This window comes from Enterobacter sp. KB-280D8, from assembly GCF_041399405.1.
In the GTDB taxonomy this organism is placed as follows: Bacteria; Pseudomonadota; Gammaproteobacteria; order Enterobacterales; family Enterobacteriaceae; genus Enterobacter; species Enterobacter cloacae_N.
The window spans coordinates 1-16,552 of sequence record NZ_JBGKEC010000011.1 but is presented as its reverse complement, the minus strand read 5'-3'; the positions used below and the strand labels follow the sequence as shown (position 1 = coordinate 16,552).

The following is a 16,552-nucleotide window of genomic DNA, read 5'->3' as shown; positions in this document are numbered from 1 at the left end:
GTTGGCCTCGTGGCGTTTTCTTGCCGGGTGGCGCTTCGCTTACCCGGCCTACAAAGAGCGCAGTCCGTAGGCCGGGTAAGGCGAAGCCGCCACCCGGCAACAGCAACCTCAATTCTGCAACACGGACGACACCAGCAGCTGGGTGTACGGATGGTGCGGATCGTCGAGTACCCGGTCGGTGAGCCCACTTTCCACCACCTGGCCCTGCTTCATCACCAGCAGACGGTCCGCCAGCAGGCGCGCAACGCCTAAATCGTGGGTGACAATCACCACCGCAAGGTTCAGATCCACCACCAGACCGCGCAGCAGGTCGAGCAGGCGCGCCTGTACGGAGACGTCCAGCCCGCCGGTGGGTTCATCCATAAACACCAGCTTCGGATGGGTGACCAGGTTGCGGGCAATCTGCAGACGCTGCTGCATCCCACCGGAGAAGGTCGTCGGCAGGTCGTCGATGCGCGAGGCGGGGATTTCCACCTCCTCCAGCCAGTGCCGGGCGGTGGCGCGGATGTTGCCGTAGTGGCGCGCGCCGGTGGCCATCAGGCGTTCGCCGATATTGCCCCCGGCAGAGACCTGACGGCGCAGGCCGTCCATCGGATGCTGATGCACCACGCCCCACTCGGTGCGCAGCAGGCGGCGGCGCTCGGCCTCGCTTATGCCGTAGAGGGAACGTCCCTGATACAGGATCTCGCCGTGTTGCGGCGCCAGGCGCGCGGAGATGGACTTCAGCAGGGTCGTTTTGCCGGAGCCGGACTCGCCGACGATCCCCAGCACTTCGCCCGGCCACAGCTCAAACGACACGTCGCTGAAGCCTTTGCCCGGCGCATATAGATGGGTGAGGTTATTAACCGAAAGCAGCGGTTTCATTGGCCGTTCGCCTCGCTCTGTTGGCGGCAGTAATCGGTGTCGGAGCAGACAAACATTCGTTTGCCCGTGTCGTCCAGCACCACTTCGTCGAGATAGCTGTGTCTGGAGCCGCAGATGGCGCACGGCTCGTCCCACTCCTGCACCGTAAACGGGTGATCGTCGAAATCCAGGCTTTCGACACGTGTATACGGCGGTACGGCGTAGATGCGTTTTTCACGTCCGGCACCAAAGAGCTGCAGGGCGGGCATCATGTCCATCTTCGGGTTGTCGAATTTCGGGATCGGTGACGGGTCCATCACGTAGCGCCCGTTGACCTTCACCGGATAGGCGTAGGTGGTGGCGATATGGCCGAAGCGGGCGATATCCTCATACAGTTTGACCTGCATTACCCCGTACTCTTCCAGCGCGTGCATGGTGCGGGTCTCGGTTTCGCGCGGCTCGATAAAGCGCAGCGGTTCCGGGATCGGCACCTGGAAAATCAGAATCTGATCTTCCGTCAGCGGAGTTTCCGGGATGCGGTGACGGGTCTGGATCAGCGTCGCGTCTTCGGTTTTTTCGGTGGTGTTGACGCCCGTTACGCGCTTAAAGAAGTTGCGGATCGACACCGCGTTGGTGGTGTCGTCCGCGCCCTGGTCGATGACCTTCAGCACGTCCGCTTCACCGATCACGCTGGCGGTCAGCTGGATGCCGCCCGTGCCCCAGCCGTAGGGCATCGGCATTTCGCGGCCGCCGAACGGCACCTGATAGCCCGGAATAGCCACCGCTTTTAAAATAGCGCGGCGGATCATGCGTTTGGTTTGCTCGTCCAGATAGGCAAAGTTGTAGCCGCTTAAGTTAGCCATTGGCGCGCTCCCGTTGCAGGCGTTTCAGCAGTTCCAGTTCGGCCTGGAAATCGACGTAGTGCGGCAGCTTGAGGTGCGAGACAAAGCCAGCGGCCTCGACGTTATCCGCGTGGGCCAGCACGAACTCTTCGTCCTGCGCCGGGCCGGCGATGTGCTCGCCGTACTCCGGTGCCTGCAGGGCGCGGTCGACCAGCGCCATCGCCATCGCCTTGCGCTCGCCGAGGCCAAACACCAGCCCGTAGCCGCGGGTAAAGTGTGGATCTTCATTCTCTGGCGCGACGAAACCGTTCACCATTTCACACTCGGTCATTAGCAGTTCGCCGACGTTCACCGCAAAACCCAGCTCTTCCGGCACGATTTCAACGTCGATATAGCCGCTGCGGATCTCCGCCGCAAACGGATGGTTGCGCCCGTAGCCGCGCTGGGTGGAGTAGGCCAGCGCCAGCAGATAGCCTTCGTCGCCTCGCATCAGCTGCTGCAGGCGGGACGAGCGCGAGCACGGGTAAACCGGTGGCGTGCGGGTAATGTCATCCGGCGCGGCTCCCGTGTCCTCTTCCGCCTTCGCCAGCCCCTGATTTGCCAGCAGGCTAAAGACGTGCGGAGACGGTTCCTGTTCGGCGTCTGAAGTGCTAAGCGTTGGGGCTTCGCCGTTCGCCAGCAGGGTGAAGTCCAGCAGGCGATGGGTGTAATCGTAGGTAGGGCCAAGCAGCTGGCCGCCGGGGATGTCTTTATAAACGGCAGAAATGCGGCGCTCCAGGCGCATCTCCGCCGTGTCTACCGGCTCGCTCACCGCCAGTTTGGCAAGGGTAGTGCGGTAGGCGCGCAGCAGGAAGATGGCTTCCACGTTATCGCCGCTGGCCTGCTTAAGGGCCAGCGCCGCCAGCTCGCGGTCGGCAATGCCGCCCTCGGTCATCACCCGGTCAACCGCGAGGTTAAGCTGCTGTTCAATCTGGGCGACGCTCAGCTCGGGAAGCCGTTCATCGCCTCGTCGTCTGTGTTCTTGCAAGGCATGGGCGGCGGCGATGGCCTTTTCGCCCCCTTTGACGGCTACGTACATCAGCACACCTCCACGTGGGTGGTTCGCGGGATCGCCAGCAGGCGTTCGCCGCAGGTCAGGATCAGGTCAATGCCCAGCGGGAACGGGTGCGGGCGCTCGGTCAGCTCGTGAATGATGCACTCCGGCAGCTGCGGCGCGACCATGCGCTCGTCGGCGATGCCTGCGCCCGTCAGGCGCAGCATGCGGCCGCCGCTCAGGCTGGAGACCTGCAGGATCAGCGTGGCGCTGGTCTCCGGGGCGACGGCGCTGCCTTCGCTCAGGGCGTTGAGCTGTTCATGGCTGATTTGCTCATCGGCCACGGCAAAAACCGCCTGCTGGGGCTGATCGACCAGCGGGGCGCTGGTGTGAAAACGCAGGTTCTGGCTGGCGATATCGTTCGACAGGGCACCTGACAGCCATACCGGGGTATCGTTGTCCGCCATCGTCAGCAGCACGCTGGTGGAGGCGAGGTTCAGCGGCAGCCAGCCCTGGGAGAGCTGGTGCAGGGAGACAATCACGCCCGGCTCGCTCATGGCCTTCAGCAGGCGACGAAAACTTTGTTGGGCATCCTGGACGGCCAGGGTAAAAGCAGGTTGAAGCGTCATGCGTTATCTCCGCGAACGAGCGTAAAGAAGTCGACCCGGCTGGTGTTCACTTCGGCCTGACGGGCGGCAACCCGTGCGGCGCGGTCGGCTTCCAGCGGGGCAATAAGGGTTTCCATTAACGTCTGGAAATGCGGGGGTTCCTGCAAAAGGGCGTCGATTACCGCGCAGCGCTCGGCGTGCGCCTTATCGCGACCCAGCACATAGCTGTAGCCCAGCGTACCGCTGTTCAGGCGGATCGCCGCGCGGGTGAGGGTGGCGTCGCCTGCAAAAAAGCGCTGGCCGGTGCCGCCCATCCGCGCCTGGATTTGTACCAGGCCGATTTCCGGCGCGCGGATCGTGTCGTAGTCAGGCGCCAGGCCCAGCGCGTTCATGCGCTCGCGCAGGGCGGCAGGCTGGCAATGGGCCAGCACGCGCATCCAGCGCTGTCGGGTGGAGGTGTCGACGTGCATTCAGTGCTCCATGGTGAATTCAATCATGTCGGCGCGGGTCAGGCTGACGGAGTATTCCGTCGCGTTGATCTCGCCGTCACGGTGGTTGAGGGTGCGTACGCAGAGCAGCGGGGCCATGTTGGGAATTTCGAGCACCTTGCTCTCTTTTGCCTGCGCGCGGCGGGCGCTTATGCGCGTCTGGGTGCGCTTGAGGGCGATGCCCGTGGCATCCTGAAGAAAGTCGTGCAGGGAACCGCTGGTAAAGTTTTGCAGTACGGGCCAGAGGGCCAGGTCCGCGAAGTAGTGGTCAATCTGGCACACCGCCACGCCGTTGACCCGGCGCAGCGTGCGCAGGTGAATGACGTTATCACCTTCCTGAATCCCCAGCGCGTCCGCCACGTGGCTGGAGGCCGGGCGCAATACCGAGAGCAGCTTTTCGCTGGTCGGGTGGCTGCCCTGATCCAGCAGGTTCTGGCTAAAGCGCGCCTGGGCGTTAAGCGGGTAGTCGAACGGGCGCATCAGCACCAGCACGCCCACGCCCTGGCGGCGCTGCACCCAGCCGCGCTCGACCAGTTGGTCAATGGCGCGGCGCAGGGTATGGCGATTGACCTCGTAGCGGTCGGCAAGCTGCTGCTCGGCGGGCAGGTAGTCCCCGCAGCGGTAGTGCGTGCGCAGCTCCACTTCGAGCTTTGCCGCAATCTCCTGCCAGCGGGTGGGGTAACTGGTCGGATGTCTGGATAAGTGCATACAAATCAAAGCCTCGCTTCTCAGATGAAGTGCTTACGCAAACGTTGAGAGAGGAAATCCAGCAGGCTGACGGTGACGATGATGAGCACCATCAGGGCGCAGGTTTGCTGGAACTGGAAACCGCGAATCGCTTCCCACAGGGTGACGCCAACCCCGCCTGCGCCCACCATACCCACGACGGTGGCGGAGCGGACGTTGGACTCAAAGCGGTACAGAGAGTAAGAGATCAGCAGCGGCATCACCTGCGGCAGGACGCCGTAAAGGATCTCTTCGATTTTGTTGGCGCCGGTTGCGCGGATGCCTTCCACCGGGCCGGGCTCGATGGCTTCGACCGCTTCGGACAGTAGTTTGGAAAGTACGCCGGTGGTGTGGATGAACAGCGCCATGACGCCCGCGAACGGACCCAGGCCAACGGCCACCACGAACAGCATCGCAAAGACCATTTCATTGATGGCGCGGCAGGCGTCCATCAGGCGGCGCATCGGCTGGTAGACCCACCACGGCACGATGTTTTCAGCGCTCATCAGGCCAAACGGAATGGAGAGAATGACGGCAAGGGCGGTACCCCAGACGGCGATTTGCAGAGTGACCGCCATTTCGCTGAGGTAGTCCTGCCACTGGCTGAAGTCCGGCGGGAAGAAGTCGGCGGCGAAGGTGGCCATGTTGCCGGAATCTTTGAAGAGCAGCAGCGGATCCATTTCTGCGCCCTTCCAGGAGATAACCAGCACCGCCAGCAGAATGGCCCAGCTGATGAGCGAGAACCAGCTGCGCTTTGGCGGCGGGAGGGTGATGGTTTGCATGTTGACTCCTTTGGGTTATGTCCCCTCTCCCACAGGGAGAGGGAGAAAAGCACTACTGCACCGCTTTATTCACGCTGGTCATCGCGCCGAGCGCGGCGGTCAGGCGGTCGAGGTCTTCCAGTTGAGCCTGGATTTCAGACACTTTGCTGGTCTTCTCCTCGTCCTTGAGCCCTTTGTTGTCCTTCACGGCCTGCATCTGCTTAAACAGAGCCAGCTGGCGAATCGGGACCAGCTGCAGATCGCTGGACGCACGGAACGGCGCCCAGCCCAGACGTTCCAGAACCGCTTTCTCTTCCGGCGTTTTGCCGTAGTTCATAAAGAAGTCGTAGACCTTGTCCTTGGTGCTTTCGGAGAGATTTTTGCGCCAGACGATCGGGTCGCCAGGGATCAGCGGCGATTTCCAGATGACCTTCAGCTCTTTCAGCTTGTCCGGCGCGGAGGTCTTCAGCTTGTCGAGGTTTTCTGTGTTGTTGGTGGCAACGTCCACCTGCTTGTTCGCCACGGCCAGCGCGTTGGTTTCGTGCCCGGCGTTCACCGTGCGTTTGAAGTCGCTGGTGGAGATGTTGTTTTTCGCGAAGACGTAGTAGCCGGGAACGAGGAAGCCGGAGGTGGAGTTCGGATCGCCGTTACCAAAAGTCAGCTCTTTGCGTTTGGCGATCATGTCGTTGAGGGTGTTGATCGGGCTGTCTTTGTTGACGATCAGTACGCTCCAGTAGCCAGGGGAGCCATCTGCCGCAACGGTCTGGGCAAAGACCTGGCCGTTGGCGCGGTCCACCGCTTCCATCGCCGAGAGGTTACCGTACCAGGCAATGTCCACTTTGTTGAAGCGCATTCCCTGGATGATGCCCGCGTAGTCCGGGGCGAAAAAGGCGTTTACTTTGATCCCCAGCCTGGTTTCCATATCTTTCAGGAACGGTTCCCACTGAGGCTTCAGGTTCTGCTGTGATTCCGTCGAAATAATGCCGAAATTCAGCGCTTTTTCCTGCTCTTCCGCATACGCCGGGCTTAACAGGGTGCTGATGCTGAACATGCTGGTAAAGGCCAGCGCGGCAACGGCTTTATAGTTCATTTCCATTCCTCGTTATGGGGACGTTATGCAGCCTGCGCGCGCTCTTCGACGCGGTTTACGCTGCGGTAGAGATGATCAAAACGTTCGTTATCAAACTGATGGCTCGCGCCATCAAAGAAGACATGCCCCTGCCGCAGGGCGACAATGCGCTCGCAGTAGCGCAGGGCGTAATCCACCTGATGCAGCGTGACCACCACGGTAATGCCGTCGTTCTGGTTGATGTCGCGCAGGGTTTCCATCACGATGCGCGCCGATTCCGGGTCCAGCGAGGCGATAGGCTCGTCGGCCAGAATGATTTGCGCTTTCTGCATCAGCGCGCGGGCGATGGCGACGCGCTGCTGTTGTCCACCGGAGAGGGTGGAGACGCGCTGGTGGGCGAAGTGCGCCATGCCGACGCGGGTCAGCGCCTGTAAGGCTTCCTGCTTCTGGGATGGGGAGAACCAGCGCAGGCAGGTGCGCCAGAACGGAGTGATGCCGAGGGCGCCAATCAGCACGTTCTCCAGCACCGTAAGACGGTTCACCAGGTTGAACTGTTGGAAGATGTAGCCCGTCCGGGCGCGGCTTTTTCGGATATCGCTCGCCAGACGCCCTGCGCGCTGCACGGTGTTGCCCAGCAGCTCGACGTGGCTTTCCGGCGTTTTATCGCAGGTAATGAGGCCGCTTAAGTGGCGTAAAAGGGTGGATTTTCCCGAGCCAGACGGCCCGAGAAGCGCCACCATGTCGCCCTGCTGGACGGTCAGATCAACGGCATGCAGCGCCTTGTTGTGATTGAAGGTTTTGCTCAGTTTCTCGACGCGGATAACAGTTTGCATGTGCTGGGCCTCACGATAAATGTGGCCTCATGCTGGCGCATCAATATGACATTTGGGTTAAGTGCAGGTTGCGGGAGTTTGAAGAGTTGAGGGGAGTTTGATGACAGGCGGAGGCAGACCGCCCACCGCCCGAAAATTAGTGCTGTTGCTTAACGACGTTAATCATCCACGGCACGCCGTATTTGTCGGTGACCTTACCGAAGCCGTGCGCCCAGAAGGTTTCCTGCCAGGCCATTTCGATATTGCCGCCATCGGCGAGGTTGTCGAACCAGCGCTTGCCTTCCGACACATCCTGCGTGTCGAGCACCAGCGTGAAGCCCGCGTACTGTGCGCTGCTGCCCGGCGGCAGCCCGTCGCTCATCATGATATCGCTGCCCGCAATGCGGACATTGGAGTGGGCGATAGCCGAATCCGGAAACTGCATGCCGGACGGACAGCCTTCTTCGCTGTTATCGCTTTTTGGCATTTCGCCGAAGGTTATTTTATAGAGGAGTTCTGCGCCGACGGCCTGCTGATAGAAGGCGGTAGCCTCTGCACAGTTGCCGGCGAAAGAGATGTAGGGACTTAACGGCATAATCTTTACCTCACGTAAGAAAAGCCCGTTAAGTGTAGTTCCCGAAAGCCCGGTAAGCGAAGCGCTACCGGGCGGGTAAATCAGTTCTTTTTCACGAACTCAGATTTCAGTTTCATTGGACCGAAGCCGTCAATTTTGCAGTCGATATTATGATCGCCTTCAACCAGACGGATATTCTTCACTTTGGTACCAATCTTCAGCATGGAAGAGCTGCCTTTCACCTTCAGATCTTTCACCACGGTTACGCTGTCGCCATCCGCCAGCAGATTGCCGTTCGCATCTTTGACGACCAGCGCATCAGCATCCTGCGCTGGCTCGGCATCATTCCATTCGTGTGCGCATTCCGGGCAGATGAACATGCCATTATCTTCATAGGTGTATTCAGAATTGCATTTTGGACAGTGTGGGAGTTGCATATCGGTATCCTCAAAAGTGTTAACGCGCTGGAAAGTGCCAGCTTAATGACGGCAGATTGCCGAAAAAGGCGGCAAGTATAGCGCAAATCCACACGTTTGTCGGTGATATTGTGAATTTAAAAAACGCAGAAAATGTATTGTGAGTGACACTTACTGTCAGTCAGCTAAGCGATGCTAACGTCATTAACACGGTGGAAAGAGAAGTCGCTAAATATATCGAATATTTTATTACGGCAAATTGCTACGCACCTTCATTTCAGATAAGGTGAAGCAACACATTGTTATTTATCTTCGAACTTTGCTGCCATACATTTCTTATGGCGGCGGCCTATCCCTCTCTTTTTAGGTGGGTAAATAATGATGATATATCCTGGAGCTTCTTAAAATGGGTCAGGCTTTTTATCTTTTGGCTTCCGGGCCTTGAGGAGAGCTTTACACGCCATGCAGGGATAGCCATTTATTTCTGATTATCTTCAATCAGTTATATTCCGGTGAACATGTTTTCCACACGTGATCATATAAGCCTGAACATTATAATTAAAACAAGTGGCTTAATAAAAGTAATAAATTTGCGTTAAGGAAAGGCTTTTATCATGCACACACAGACCATTTTTGAATTAAGCCAGGAAGCTGAACGTTTGTTACAGCTCGCCCTGCAAAATCTCGATACCCTGAGGTCAATGCCGACAGCGATGCTGGAGAACACGACGGCGGCTATTACGGGAGAAAAGAACAACGTTCTGCCTTTGCATTTTAGTGCGCGGGGCGTCGAAGCGCAGCAGGCAACGCTGAATAATGAATTACGCAAAATAACACGTCTGGAAATGGTTCTGGCTATCGTTGGCACGATGAAAGCGGGGAAATCGACCACCATTAATGCCATTGTAGGTACCGAAGTGTTGCCGAACCGCAACCGCCCAATGACGGCGCTTCCTACGCTGATCCGTCATACGCCAGGCCAGAAGGAGCCGGTGCTCCACTTCTCACATGCTTCTCCTATTGATGATTTGATCCACCTGCTGCAGAAAAAGCTCTGCGATTACGATCGCGGCAAGCTGGCTCTGCACCTGGAAATTGATAAGGACATGAATACGCTGCTTGAACGCATTGAGAGAGGCGAGGCCTTTGAAAAGCATCATCTGGGCGCGCAGCCAATATTTCATTGCCTGAAAAGTCTCAATGACCTGGTGAGACTCTCCCAGGCGCTGGGCGTGGCGTTTCCGTTTTCCGAATACGCGGCCATCGAACATATTCCGGTGATTGAAGTGGAGTTCGTGCATCTTGCGGGTCTGGATGCCCACCTCGGGCAGTTGACGCTGCTCGATACCCCCGGCCCCAATGAGGCTGGACAACCGCATCTGCAAAAAATGCTTAGCGAACAGCTCGCCCGCGCGTCGGCGGTGCTGGCGGTGATGGATTATACCCAGCTTAAATCTATTTCTGATGAAGAGGTCCGTCAGGCTATTTCGGTGGCGGGGAAATCAGTGCCTCTTTATGCGCTGGTGAATAAATTCGACCAGAAGGATCGCAATAGCGACGATGAAGAGCAGGTCAGGGCTATGATCTCTGGCACCTTAATGAAAGGCAATATTTCGCCTGGCCAGATCTACCCTGTTTCATCTATGTGGGCGTATCTGGCAAACCGCGCGCGCTATGAAATGAATAGCCACGGACGCCTGCCGGATCATCAGGAGCAGCCCTGGGTGCAGGATTTTGCCGAAGCTGCCCTCGGACGCCGCTGGCGTACGGCGGACCTGGACGATATTGACCATATCCGTCACGCAGCCGATTTGCTGTGGGAAGATTCGCTGTTTGAACAACCGATACGCAAACTGATTTACGCCGCCTATGCCAATGCCTCGTTATTCGCGCTGCGTTCGGCGTCGCATAAGTTGCTCAACTACGCGCAGAATGCCCGGGAGTATCTCGACTTCCGCTATCAGGGGCTGACGGTGGCCTTTGAGGCGCTGGAAATGAACATCTCGCGTCTTGAAGAAGATATGGCGCTGCTGCAAACGCGTCAGCGCGCGGTGAGCGATGAGGTGAAACATGAAGTTGAGCAGGCGCTGAACGCTACCGCGGACTTTATGGGGGCCCAGAAAACGGCGCTTCATCAGTCGATTGATCAGGTTTTCAGCACTCACAATATTCTTGATTTGGCAGGCATTGACCGGCTCAATCACCGCAGTGACGAACCTCAAGAGCTGAAACAGCTGGTTCTGGATGATGAAGGGCAGGCGCAGATCGCGCTGAGTAAAATTCGCTCCTCCTGTGAACTGATCATGCTGGATGCGCAGACGAAAATCTGCAGGGAGCTGGCGTTACGCTTCGATCAGCTGGAATCTACGCTGGCGCGTTCGCTGAATGAAGCTATGCGCCCCATTGAAACGCGTATTAAAGAGCATCTGAGCCATGCCGGCTTCCGGGCGCGGATCAGCTTCCCGGCTTTTCAGGCTAACCAGCTTAATTTCAATACGCGGTCCCTGTTTAACGATGCTATTGCGGAGGATAACCGCCCAGCAGGTCAGCCTTCCGCCGGGAGCAGTATGCGTGAAACCGTTTCGCGGTGGCTGAATAATCCTGGCTGGGGCTGGGATGATTATGTGGTCACGCGCACGCGCTATGTTATCGACATTGCGCAGCTGCATGACAAATTTAAGCAACATATTGATCAGTTTTGTGAACAAATACGTAAAGCTTTGTCCGCTCAGGTCGATGTCTCTGTTACGGCCGGAATGGCGACATTCTTTGCAGAATTTTCGTTATGCCTGACCGGCTTACAGGAAAGCTTGCGTGATAGCCTCGCAGTGCGTCAACAAAATGAGCATTCGACCCGAGCGCTCAGCCAGCTGTTGAAGCAAAGCATTACGACTGCGGCGTGGATTCAGGAAGATACCCGACTGTTACGCGATGATATTCAAACACTATTCGCGGCAGAGCAACCATGACAACACAGCTACTGGACGGTCCCGGGCGGACGCTGGAGTGTATTCATCCCAAGTTTATGGTCGATCTTGTGCAGGGCGTGGACGCGGCGCGATATCCCCATCTGGGGCCGCAGCAGCTGCAGTTTCGTGAGCGTTTGACTCAGGAAATCATGACGCACACTCGGCTACGGCCCTGGGCGATGGCGGGAATGCTTAATGAGAACGCGGCCCTGCGCCTGGGGCTGGCGGAAAAACTTGCCGGCATGCTGGATCCGGGCCATCTCGCGCTGACGCTGATGGCCGATAAACTGATTGCGCTGCGCCAGCAGGCCCACTTGCGCGCTCAGCCATCCCCCGGCCTGCTTGAGCAGTACGCGCAGCTCTCCTCTCATTTTACCCAACGTGCTGCCTATAAAGAAAAGGCGCTGACCCAGCGTGGACTGACGGTACAGGCGGGCGAGCACAGTGAACAAATTTTCACCCGCTGGCGAGCCGGCCACTATGATGGCTGGTCTTTGGCCGGGCGCTGCTTCATCGTCCTCGAAGAGCTGCGCTGGGGAGCATTTGGCGATGCATGCCGTCTGGCGAACGACGATGTGTCGGCAATGCTCAAGGATAATTTACGCAGCATGGCTGCCAACTACCTGGCTCAGGGCATCAATGCGTCTCCCACGACGCGCCATTTTTATCATCAGTGGCTGACTACGCCCGCTTCGGCGGGTTTAATCGATCATAAAGACATGCTGGGCTGGCTCGGCGACTGGTGTCAGGCGGATGCACACCCGGTGAGCTGGTCAGTAACGCAAAGCTGGCAGACCGTCGCGCTGGGTATGCCGAGGCTGTGTTCGGCAAAACGGCTGGTGGATGCGATGGTGGAGGAGATTTTTGGTTGAATCCCCCGCACCCTGACCCTCTCCCCACAGGGGAGAGGGTCAGGGTGCGGTGTGTTAATGATGAAGTTCTACAGTTTCCCGTTCTAATTCCTGCTTGGGTGCATTTCCGTAGCGTTTTGCGTATAGCGCTGTGATGATGGGCACCAGGATCGCGGTGACAATCACGCTGGCGGCAACCAGTGCCGTCGCGGAAGCGGCTACCGGTTCAAAGGCCGGGTTTATCTGGGCAATAATTACCGGGTTTGCGACGGCAGCGCCTGCTGCTGAAGAGGCGGCAACGCCCGCCGTGCCGTTTCCTCCCCCGATCACGCGGTCGGCAATAATCAGCGGAATACCGGTGATGATGATAACTGCGACACCCAGCACAATCCCCAGCAGTCCCGTATCAAGGATCACGTTCAGGTTGATGGTGTTGCCCAGCGCAAAGCCAAAGAACGGGATCAGCACTGGCGTAGCTTTGCTGAAGAAATCACGCAGATCGTGATCCAGATTACCCAGGGCAAAACCGATCAGAAACGGCAGGATCGCGCCGACAAAGTGGTGCGGCTCAAAAGAAGCCAGGCCAGCAGACCCCAGGATCAGCATCGTCATGAGCGGGCCGGATTCCAGAGACATCAAAACAAATGCGCCGGACTCCTCTTTCGTTCCGTACTGGTTCATCAGGCTGGCATACAGCCCGCCGTTGGTCATATCCATCGCCGAGACAATCGCCAGGACGGATAGCCCGGCGAAGAAACCGGTCTGAATTCCATTTTCCGGAATGAACATCGCGCATATCATTGCGACAACCCAGGCGACCGCTATTTTGGTTATCACCAGCGTTCCGGATTTGCGTAATACGGTACCCGTAGCGCGTAAATTAATGGATGCGCCGATACAAAAGAACCAGACGGCCAGGATGGGAACGGTACCCGTAATCATCCCTTTTGTGAAACCACCAAAATAAGCCCCGGTATCAGGTGCTAATGTATTCAGAATGGCGCCGAGTACCAGCGGCACCAGCATCATACCACCCGGTATACGTTCTATCGTGGCTTTAATCTTCATATACAACCCTCATAATTTTCACCACTCGTGGCGAGCGGTAGGTGTAAATAAAAAATCAATAAATTCAACTTGATGAGGGGTTTTTTGATGGTTTGTATTTGATAACCCCGCAACCAAAATGCAGTAAGTGCTCTTCTTTTCTCTTGCCAGAAAGCACCTGGTGCTATGTTTCGGGAATTATCATGCGATCACTGGAATAATGATTCAATGAAAATAAAACGTTGTTTTAGTTATCTGTATCACATATTGAATGTAAACTTTACGACGCGTTCTGTCAGGTGAGGTTTTATGTAAATCTCTTGTAAAAATGTGCCTTTATATTCCGGGATAAAAAGAAAACGGATCATGCTGAAAATCATTATCATGGGAAGGGTTGAGGAAGGTCTTATTTTCGGAAGTTGACAAATGCTGTCTTCACTTTACGCAGCATAAATATATGTGTGAAGTTGATCACAAATATAAACGCTGGTAGGGTAAAAAGGTCATTAACTGCCCAGACAGGCGTCAACAGGTTCGGTTGTATCGACGGAAAACGTCAATGTAAGTAAACCTGCTACGCTTGAATAAGGCGATTCGCATGGAGCGGATCCCATGGTTCGCAGCACGCTAACTGGACTGTGAAACAGACAGGGCCGAGTCAACGAGGATAGCTATGCTAAGAAGGAAAAAGGTTAAACCCATCACACTGCGCGACGTCACCATTATTGATGACGCAAAACTGCGTAAAGCCATTACCGCAGCCTCGCTTGGTAATGCGATGGAATGGTTCGATTTTGGTGTCTATGGCTTTGTCGCCTACGCGTTAGGTAAAGTGTTCTTCCCCGGGGCTGACCCCAGCCTGCAGATGATTGCCGCACTGGGTACGTTCTCTGTTCCCTTCCTCATTCGCCCGCTGGGCGGTCTGTTCTTCGGTATGCTCGGTGACAAATACGGTCGCCAGAAAATACTTGCTATCACCATTGTCATTATGTCGATCAGTACGTTCTGTATCGGCCTGATTCCGTCCTACGCCACGATCGGCATCTGGGCACCTATTCTGCTGTTGCTTTGTAAGATGGCGCAGGGCTTCTCCGTCGGGGGCGAGTATACCGGTGCGTCGATCTTCGTCGCGGAGTATTCCCCTGACCGTAAGCGCGGCTTCATGGGCAGCTGGCTGGACTTTGGTTCGATTGCCGGATTTGTGATGGGCGCGGGTGTCGTGGTTCTGATTTCAACCGTGGTCGGTGAGGAGAACTTCCTCGACTGGGGCTGGCGTATCCCGTTCTTTATCGCGCTTCCGCTGGGTATTATCGGTCTTTACCTGCGTCACGCGCTGGAAGAGACGCCTGCCTTCCAGCAGCACGTTGAGAAACTGGAGCAAGGTGACCGCGAAGGCCTGCAGGATGGTCCGAAAGTCTCCTTTAAAGAGATTGCGACGAAGCACTGGCGCAGCCTGCTGACCTGTATTGGTCTGGTGATTTCCACCAACGTCACTTATTACATGCTGCTGACCTACATGCCGAGCTATTTGTCGCATAACCTGCACTACTCGGAAGATCACGGCGTGCTGATCATTATCGCCATCATGGTGGGTATGCTGTTCGTGCAGCCAATTATGGGTCTGCTGAGCGACCGCTTTGGCCGTCGACCGTTTATCATCCTGGGGAGTGTGGCGTTGTTTGCGCTGGCGATCCCGGCCTTTATTCTGATCAACAGTAACGTGCTGGGTTTGATTTTCGCGGGTCTGCTGATGCTGGCGGTGATACTGAACTGCTTTATCGGGGTGATGGCATCTACGTTACCTGCGATGTTCCCGACGCACATTCGTTATAGCGCGCTGGCGGCAGCGTTCAACATCTCTGTTCTGATTGCTGGCCTGACGCCTACGCTTGCTGCCTCTCTGGTGGAAAGCACGCAGAATCTGATGATGCCAGCCTATTACCTGATGGTTATCGCGGTAGTCGGTCTGGCGACCGGCCTGACCATGAAGGAGACGGCAAACCGTCCTCTGAAAGGGGCGACGCCTGCGGCATCCGATATTCAGGAAGCGAAAGAGATCCTGCGCGAGCATTACGACAACGTTGAGCAAAAGATTGAGGATATCGACGCAGAGATTGAAGAGCTGCAGAAGAAACGCTCCCGTCTTGTTGATCAACATCCTCGGATTAACGAGTAATAAAGAAAACCCGCCAACGGCGGGTTTTCTTTTATTAGCATCCGGCGGCGATGTAGTCGCCGTTGGCGCTGATGGGGATGACCGTCAGGAAAAGAATGGCCGCGAACAGGATCAGGACGACCCCTCCGGCAATTTTAACTGCCGGCACCAGCCATCTTAACGAGCTATTTCCTCCGAACCATGCCACCGTGCGTTCACGGGCATAACGAACCGCCAGTGATAGCCCCATAATAGAGAGTGCCGTTCCTAAAGACATGGTCATAACGGCCGACATCCCCCAGGTGACAATGCCCAGCGCGTTCGAAAACATCAGAATCATGATCGCACCGCTGCAAGGGCGTGCGCCAATCGCCAGAATGACGCCCAGACGCGTTTTCCAGTCACCTTGTGTCAGATCTGCGCCCACGCCATGATGGCCACAGCCACAGCGTTCATTATGCTGATGGAGCGGATTAATGGCGGAGACCGTCATTCTGCGCGAACGCAGGCTCTTCAGCGTCTGGTAAATGATGAAAGCACCAAACGCGCCAATCAGCACGGCGCTTATCTTCTCAACGTACCAGCGGCTGGTACTGATATCGCCTGACGCGAGGTTAAACCCCACCGCCAGAATAAAGACGAACAGAATCGCGCTAACGCCCTGCATCAGGCTGCCAATGAAGGGGACCACGCGGGCGGCCAGCTCGCTCTCCTTATTGGTGGTCAGATAGGTCGTCATTATGAATTTTCCATGCCCCGGCCCGATGGCGTGAAGGACGCCATAGAGGAAAGCGCCCGTTAAGAGCCATAATCCGCCGCTGTACTGGTGGTTGTTAAGCTGCAGCAGATACATCACCAGATAACGGTGCAGGGTAATTTGCGTGGCAAGACACCACTGGATAAAGGCGTTCCAGTGCGTATGCAGGGTAAATCCCGCGAAGAGGATTGCCAGCAATATTAACCCGGCTCCAGGAAGGTGCCAGTCGCGGCGCAGGCGTTGTGTATTCATGAAGGGGGCTCTGCGGAGAAGAATATTTGCCGCTAGTATAGATGATCTTCCCTTTCAGTTCGCAGGATCGCACCGGGATCCTGATGTAATTGTGGATAAGTCTGTGTGTAAAAAGGTATAAGGCGGGGTTTTGCTGTGGAATGCAGCAGTCAGTCATTTTTCTGTTATTTAACGGTTGCGGCCTGCGGAGAACTCCCTATAATGCGCCTCCATCGACACGGCGGATGTGAATCACTTCACACAACAAGCGGTTCGGTTGAAGAGAAAAAATCCTGAAATAACGGGTTGACTCTGAAAGAGGAAAGCGTAATATACGCCACCTCGCAACGGTGAGCGAAAGCCGCGTTGC

Annotated in this window: 16 protein-coding genes; 3 read left to right on the top strand and 13 right to left on the bottom strand. The window is 56.5% G+C overall.

The window, feature by feature from the left end:
• Positions 1 to 108: 108 nt before the first annotated feature.
• The 11 genes from phnK to AB8818_RS20120 all read right to left on the bottom strand — a co-directional run bounded on the left by phnK (position 109) and on the right by AB8818_RS20120 (position 8,193).
• Positions 109 to 864 (bottom strand): phosphonate C-P lyase system protein PhnK, encoded by a 756-nt coding sequence (gene phnK, locus AB8818_RS20170; RefSeq protein ID WP_116343872.1) that lies wholly within the window; start codon positions 862 to 864, stop codon positions 109 to 111.
• The gene (phnJ, locus tag AB8818_RS20165) at positions 861 to 1,706 is read right to left on the bottom strand and encodes an alpha-D-ribose 1-methylphosphonate 5-phosphate C-P-lyase PhnJ (RefSeq protein ID WP_166709817.1); all 846 of its coding nucleotides are present in this window, start codon (positions 1,704 to 1,706) and stop codon (positions 861 to 863) included. Before phnJ ends, phnK begins: the two co-directional genes overlap by 4 nt.
• Positions 1,699 to 2,763 (bottom strand): carbon-phosphorus lyase complex subunit PhnI, encoded by a 1,065-nt coding sequence (locus tag AB8818_RS20160; RefSeq protein ID WP_166709819.1) that lies wholly within the window; start codon positions 2,761 to 2,763, stop codon positions 1,699 to 1,701. The genes phnJ and AB8818_RS20160 overlap by 8 nt, the downstream gene beginning before the upstream one ends.
• Complete coding sequence (gene phnH, locus AB8818_RS20155) at positions 2,763 to 3,347, bottom strand: phosphonate C-P lyase system protein PhnH (RefSeq protein WP_192984329.1); 585 nt, start codon at positions 3,345 to 3,347, stop codon at positions 2,763 to 2,765. The genes AB8818_RS20160 and phnH overlap by 1 nt, the downstream gene beginning before the upstream one ends.
• Positions 3,344 to 3,796 carry a phosphonate C-P lyase system protein PhnG gene (gene phnG / locus AB8818_RS20150; RefSeq protein ID WP_163331071.1) on the bottom strand — a complete coding sequence of 151 codons (453 nt, stop codon included), beginning with the start codon at positions 3,794 to 3,796 and terminating at the stop codon, positions 3,344 to 3,346. The genes phnH and phnG overlap by 4 nt, the downstream gene beginning before the upstream one ends.
• Positions 3,797 to 4,522, bottom strand: coding sequence for a phosphonate metabolism transcriptional regulator PhnF (gene phnF, locus AB8818_RS20145; RefSeq protein ID WP_163331072.1), 726 nt, complete (start codon positions 4,520 to 4,522; stop codon positions 3,797 to 3,799).
• A gap of 20 nt (positions 4,523 to 4,542) precedes the next feature.
• Positions 4,543 to 5,322, bottom strand: a complete 780-nt coding sequence (phnE, locus tag AB8818_RS20140) for a phosphonate ABC transporter, permease protein PhnE (protein WP_116343878.1) — start codon at positions 5,320 to 5,322, stop codon at positions 4,543 to 4,545.
• Positions 5,323 to 5,374: 52 nt separating this feature from the next.
• Positions 5,375 to 6,391, bottom strand: a complete 1,017-nt coding sequence (phnD, locus tag AB8818_RS20135; protein WP_163331073.1) for a phosphonate ABC transporter substrate-binding protein — start codon at positions 6,389 to 6,391, stop codon at positions 5,375 to 5,377.
• A gap of 23 nt (positions 6,392 to 6,414) precedes the next feature.
• Positions 6,415 to 7,203, bottom strand: a complete 789-nt coding sequence (gene phnC / locus AB8818_RS20130) for a phosphonate ABC transporter ATP-binding protein (protein ID WP_192984332.1) — start codon at positions 7,201 to 7,203, stop codon at positions 6,415 to 6,417.
• Positions 7,204 to 7,339: 136 nt separating this feature from the next.
• Positions 7,340 to 7,777, bottom strand: a complete 438-nt coding sequence (yjdN, locus tag AB8818_RS20125; RefSeq protein WP_116343881.1) for a VOC family metalloprotein YjdN — start codon at positions 7,775 to 7,777, stop codon at positions 7,340 to 7,342.
• Between the two features lie 80 nt (positions 7,778 to 7,857).
• Positions 7,858 to 8,193: a zinc ribbon domain-containing protein YjdM gene (locus AB8818_RS20120; RefSeq protein ID WP_028015217.1), complete on the bottom strand. Its 336-nt coding sequence runs from the start codon at positions 8,191 to 8,193 to the stop codon at positions 7,858 to 7,860.
• A gap of 593 nt (positions 8,194 to 8,786) precedes the next feature.
• Between AB8818_RS20120 and crfC the strand changes: the two genes are divergently transcribed.
• On the top strand, positions 8,787 to 11,141 hold the full coding sequence (gene crfC / locus AB8818_RS20115) for a clamp-binding protein CrfC (RefSeq protein ID WP_192984335.1): 2,355 nt from the start codon (positions 8,787 to 8,789) through the stop codon (positions 11,139 to 11,141).
• Positions 11,138 to 12,013: a diguanylate cyclase regulator RdcB family protein gene (locus AB8818_RS20110; protein ID WP_116343883.1), complete on the top strand. Its 876-nt coding sequence runs from the start codon at positions 11,138 to 11,140 to the stop codon at positions 12,011 to 12,013. Before crfC ends, AB8818_RS20110 begins: the two co-directional genes overlap by 4 nt.
• A 54-nt stretch (positions 12,014 to 12,067) precedes the next feature.
• Here the strand turns inward: AB8818_RS20110 and kdgT are convergent, their stop codons facing one another.
• Complete coding sequence (kdgT, locus tag AB8818_RS20105) at positions 12,068 to 13,060, bottom strand: 2-keto-3-deoxygluconate transporter (protein WP_163331076.1); 993 nt, start codon at positions 13,058 to 13,060, stop codon at positions 12,068 to 12,070.
• A 652-nt stretch (positions 13,061 to 13,712) separates the two neighbouring features.
• On the opposite strand from kdgT, the gene proP reads away from it, so the two are divergent.
• Positions 13,713 to 15,215: a glycine betaine/L-proline transporter ProP gene (gene proP / locus AB8818_RS20100; protein ID WP_041911505.1), complete on the top strand. Its 1,503-nt coding sequence runs from the start codon at positions 13,713 to 13,715 to the stop codon at positions 15,213 to 15,215.
• Between the two features lie 34 nt (positions 15,216 to 15,249).
• On the opposite strand, the gene AB8818_RS20095 is transcribed toward proP, so the two are convergent.
• The gene (locus AB8818_RS20095) at positions 15,250 to 16,203 is read right to left on the bottom strand and encodes a nickel/cobalt transporter (protein ID WP_192984337.1); all 954 of its coding nucleotides are present in this window, start codon (positions 16,201 to 16,203) and stop codon (positions 15,250 to 15,252) included.
• Between the last annotated feature and the right edge of the window lie 349 nt (positions 16,204 to 16,552).

Bases quoted from the DNA above. Each gene is read 5' to 3' on its own strand.
- phnK (WP_116343872.1), bottom strand. From the start codon at position 864: ATGAAACCGCTGCTTTCGGTTAATAACCTCACCCATCTATATGCGCCG.
- phnJ (WP_166709817.1), bottom strand. From the start codon at position 1,706: ATGGCTAACTTAAGCGGCTACAACTTTGCCTATCTGGACGAGCAAACC.
- AB8818_RS20160 (WP_166709819.1), bottom strand. From the start codon at position 2,763: ATGTACGTAGCCGTCAAAGGGGGCGAAAAGGCCATCGCCGCCGCCCAT.
- phnH (WP_192984329.1), bottom strand. From the start codon at position 3,347: ATGACGCTTCAACCTGCTTTTACCCTGGCCGTCCAGGATGCCCAACAA.
- phnG (WP_163331071.1), bottom strand. From the start codon at position 3,796: ATGCACGTCGACACCTCCACCCGACAGCGCTGGATGCGCGTGCTGGCC.
- phnF (WP_163331072.1), bottom strand. From the start codon at position 4,522: ATGCACTTATCCAGACATCCGACCAGTTACCCCACCCGCTGGCAGGAG.
- phnE (WP_116343878.1), bottom strand. From the start codon at position 5,322: ATGCAAACCATCACCCTCCCGCCGCCAAAGCGCAGCTGGTTCTCGCTC.
- phnD (WP_163331073.1), bottom strand. From the start codon at position 6,391: ATGAACTATAAAGCCGTTGCCGCGCTGGCCTTTACCAGCATGTTCAGC.
- phnC (WP_192984332.1), bottom strand. From the start codon at position 7,203: ATGCAAACTGTTATCCGCGTCGAGAAACTGAGCAAAACCTTCAATCAC.
- yjdN (WP_116343881.1), bottom strand. From the start codon at position 7,777: ATGCCGTTAAGTCCCTACATCTCTTTCGCCGGCAACTGTGCAGAGGCT.
- AB8818_RS20120 (WP_028015217.1), bottom strand. From the start codon at position 8,193: ATGCAACTCCCACACTGTCCAAAATGCAATTCTGAATACACCTATGAA.
- crfC (WP_192984335.1), top strand. From the start codon at position 8,787: ATGCACACACAGACCATTTTTGAATTAAGCCAGGAAGCTGAACGTTTG.
- AB8818_RS20110 (WP_116343883.1), top strand. From the start codon at position 11,138: ATGACAACACAGCTACTGGACGGTCCCGGGCGGACGCTGGAGTGTATT.
- kdgT (WP_163331076.1), bottom strand. From the start codon at position 13,060: ATGAAGATTAAAGCCACGATAGAACGTATACCGGGTGGTATGATGCTG.
- proP (WP_041911505.1), top strand. From the start codon at position 13,713: ATGCTAAGAAGGAAAAAGGTTAAACCCATCACACTGCGCGACGTCACC.
- AB8818_RS20095 (WP_192984337.1), bottom strand. From the start codon at position 16,203: ATGAATACACAACGCCTGCGCCGCGACTGGCACCTTCCTGGAGCCGGG.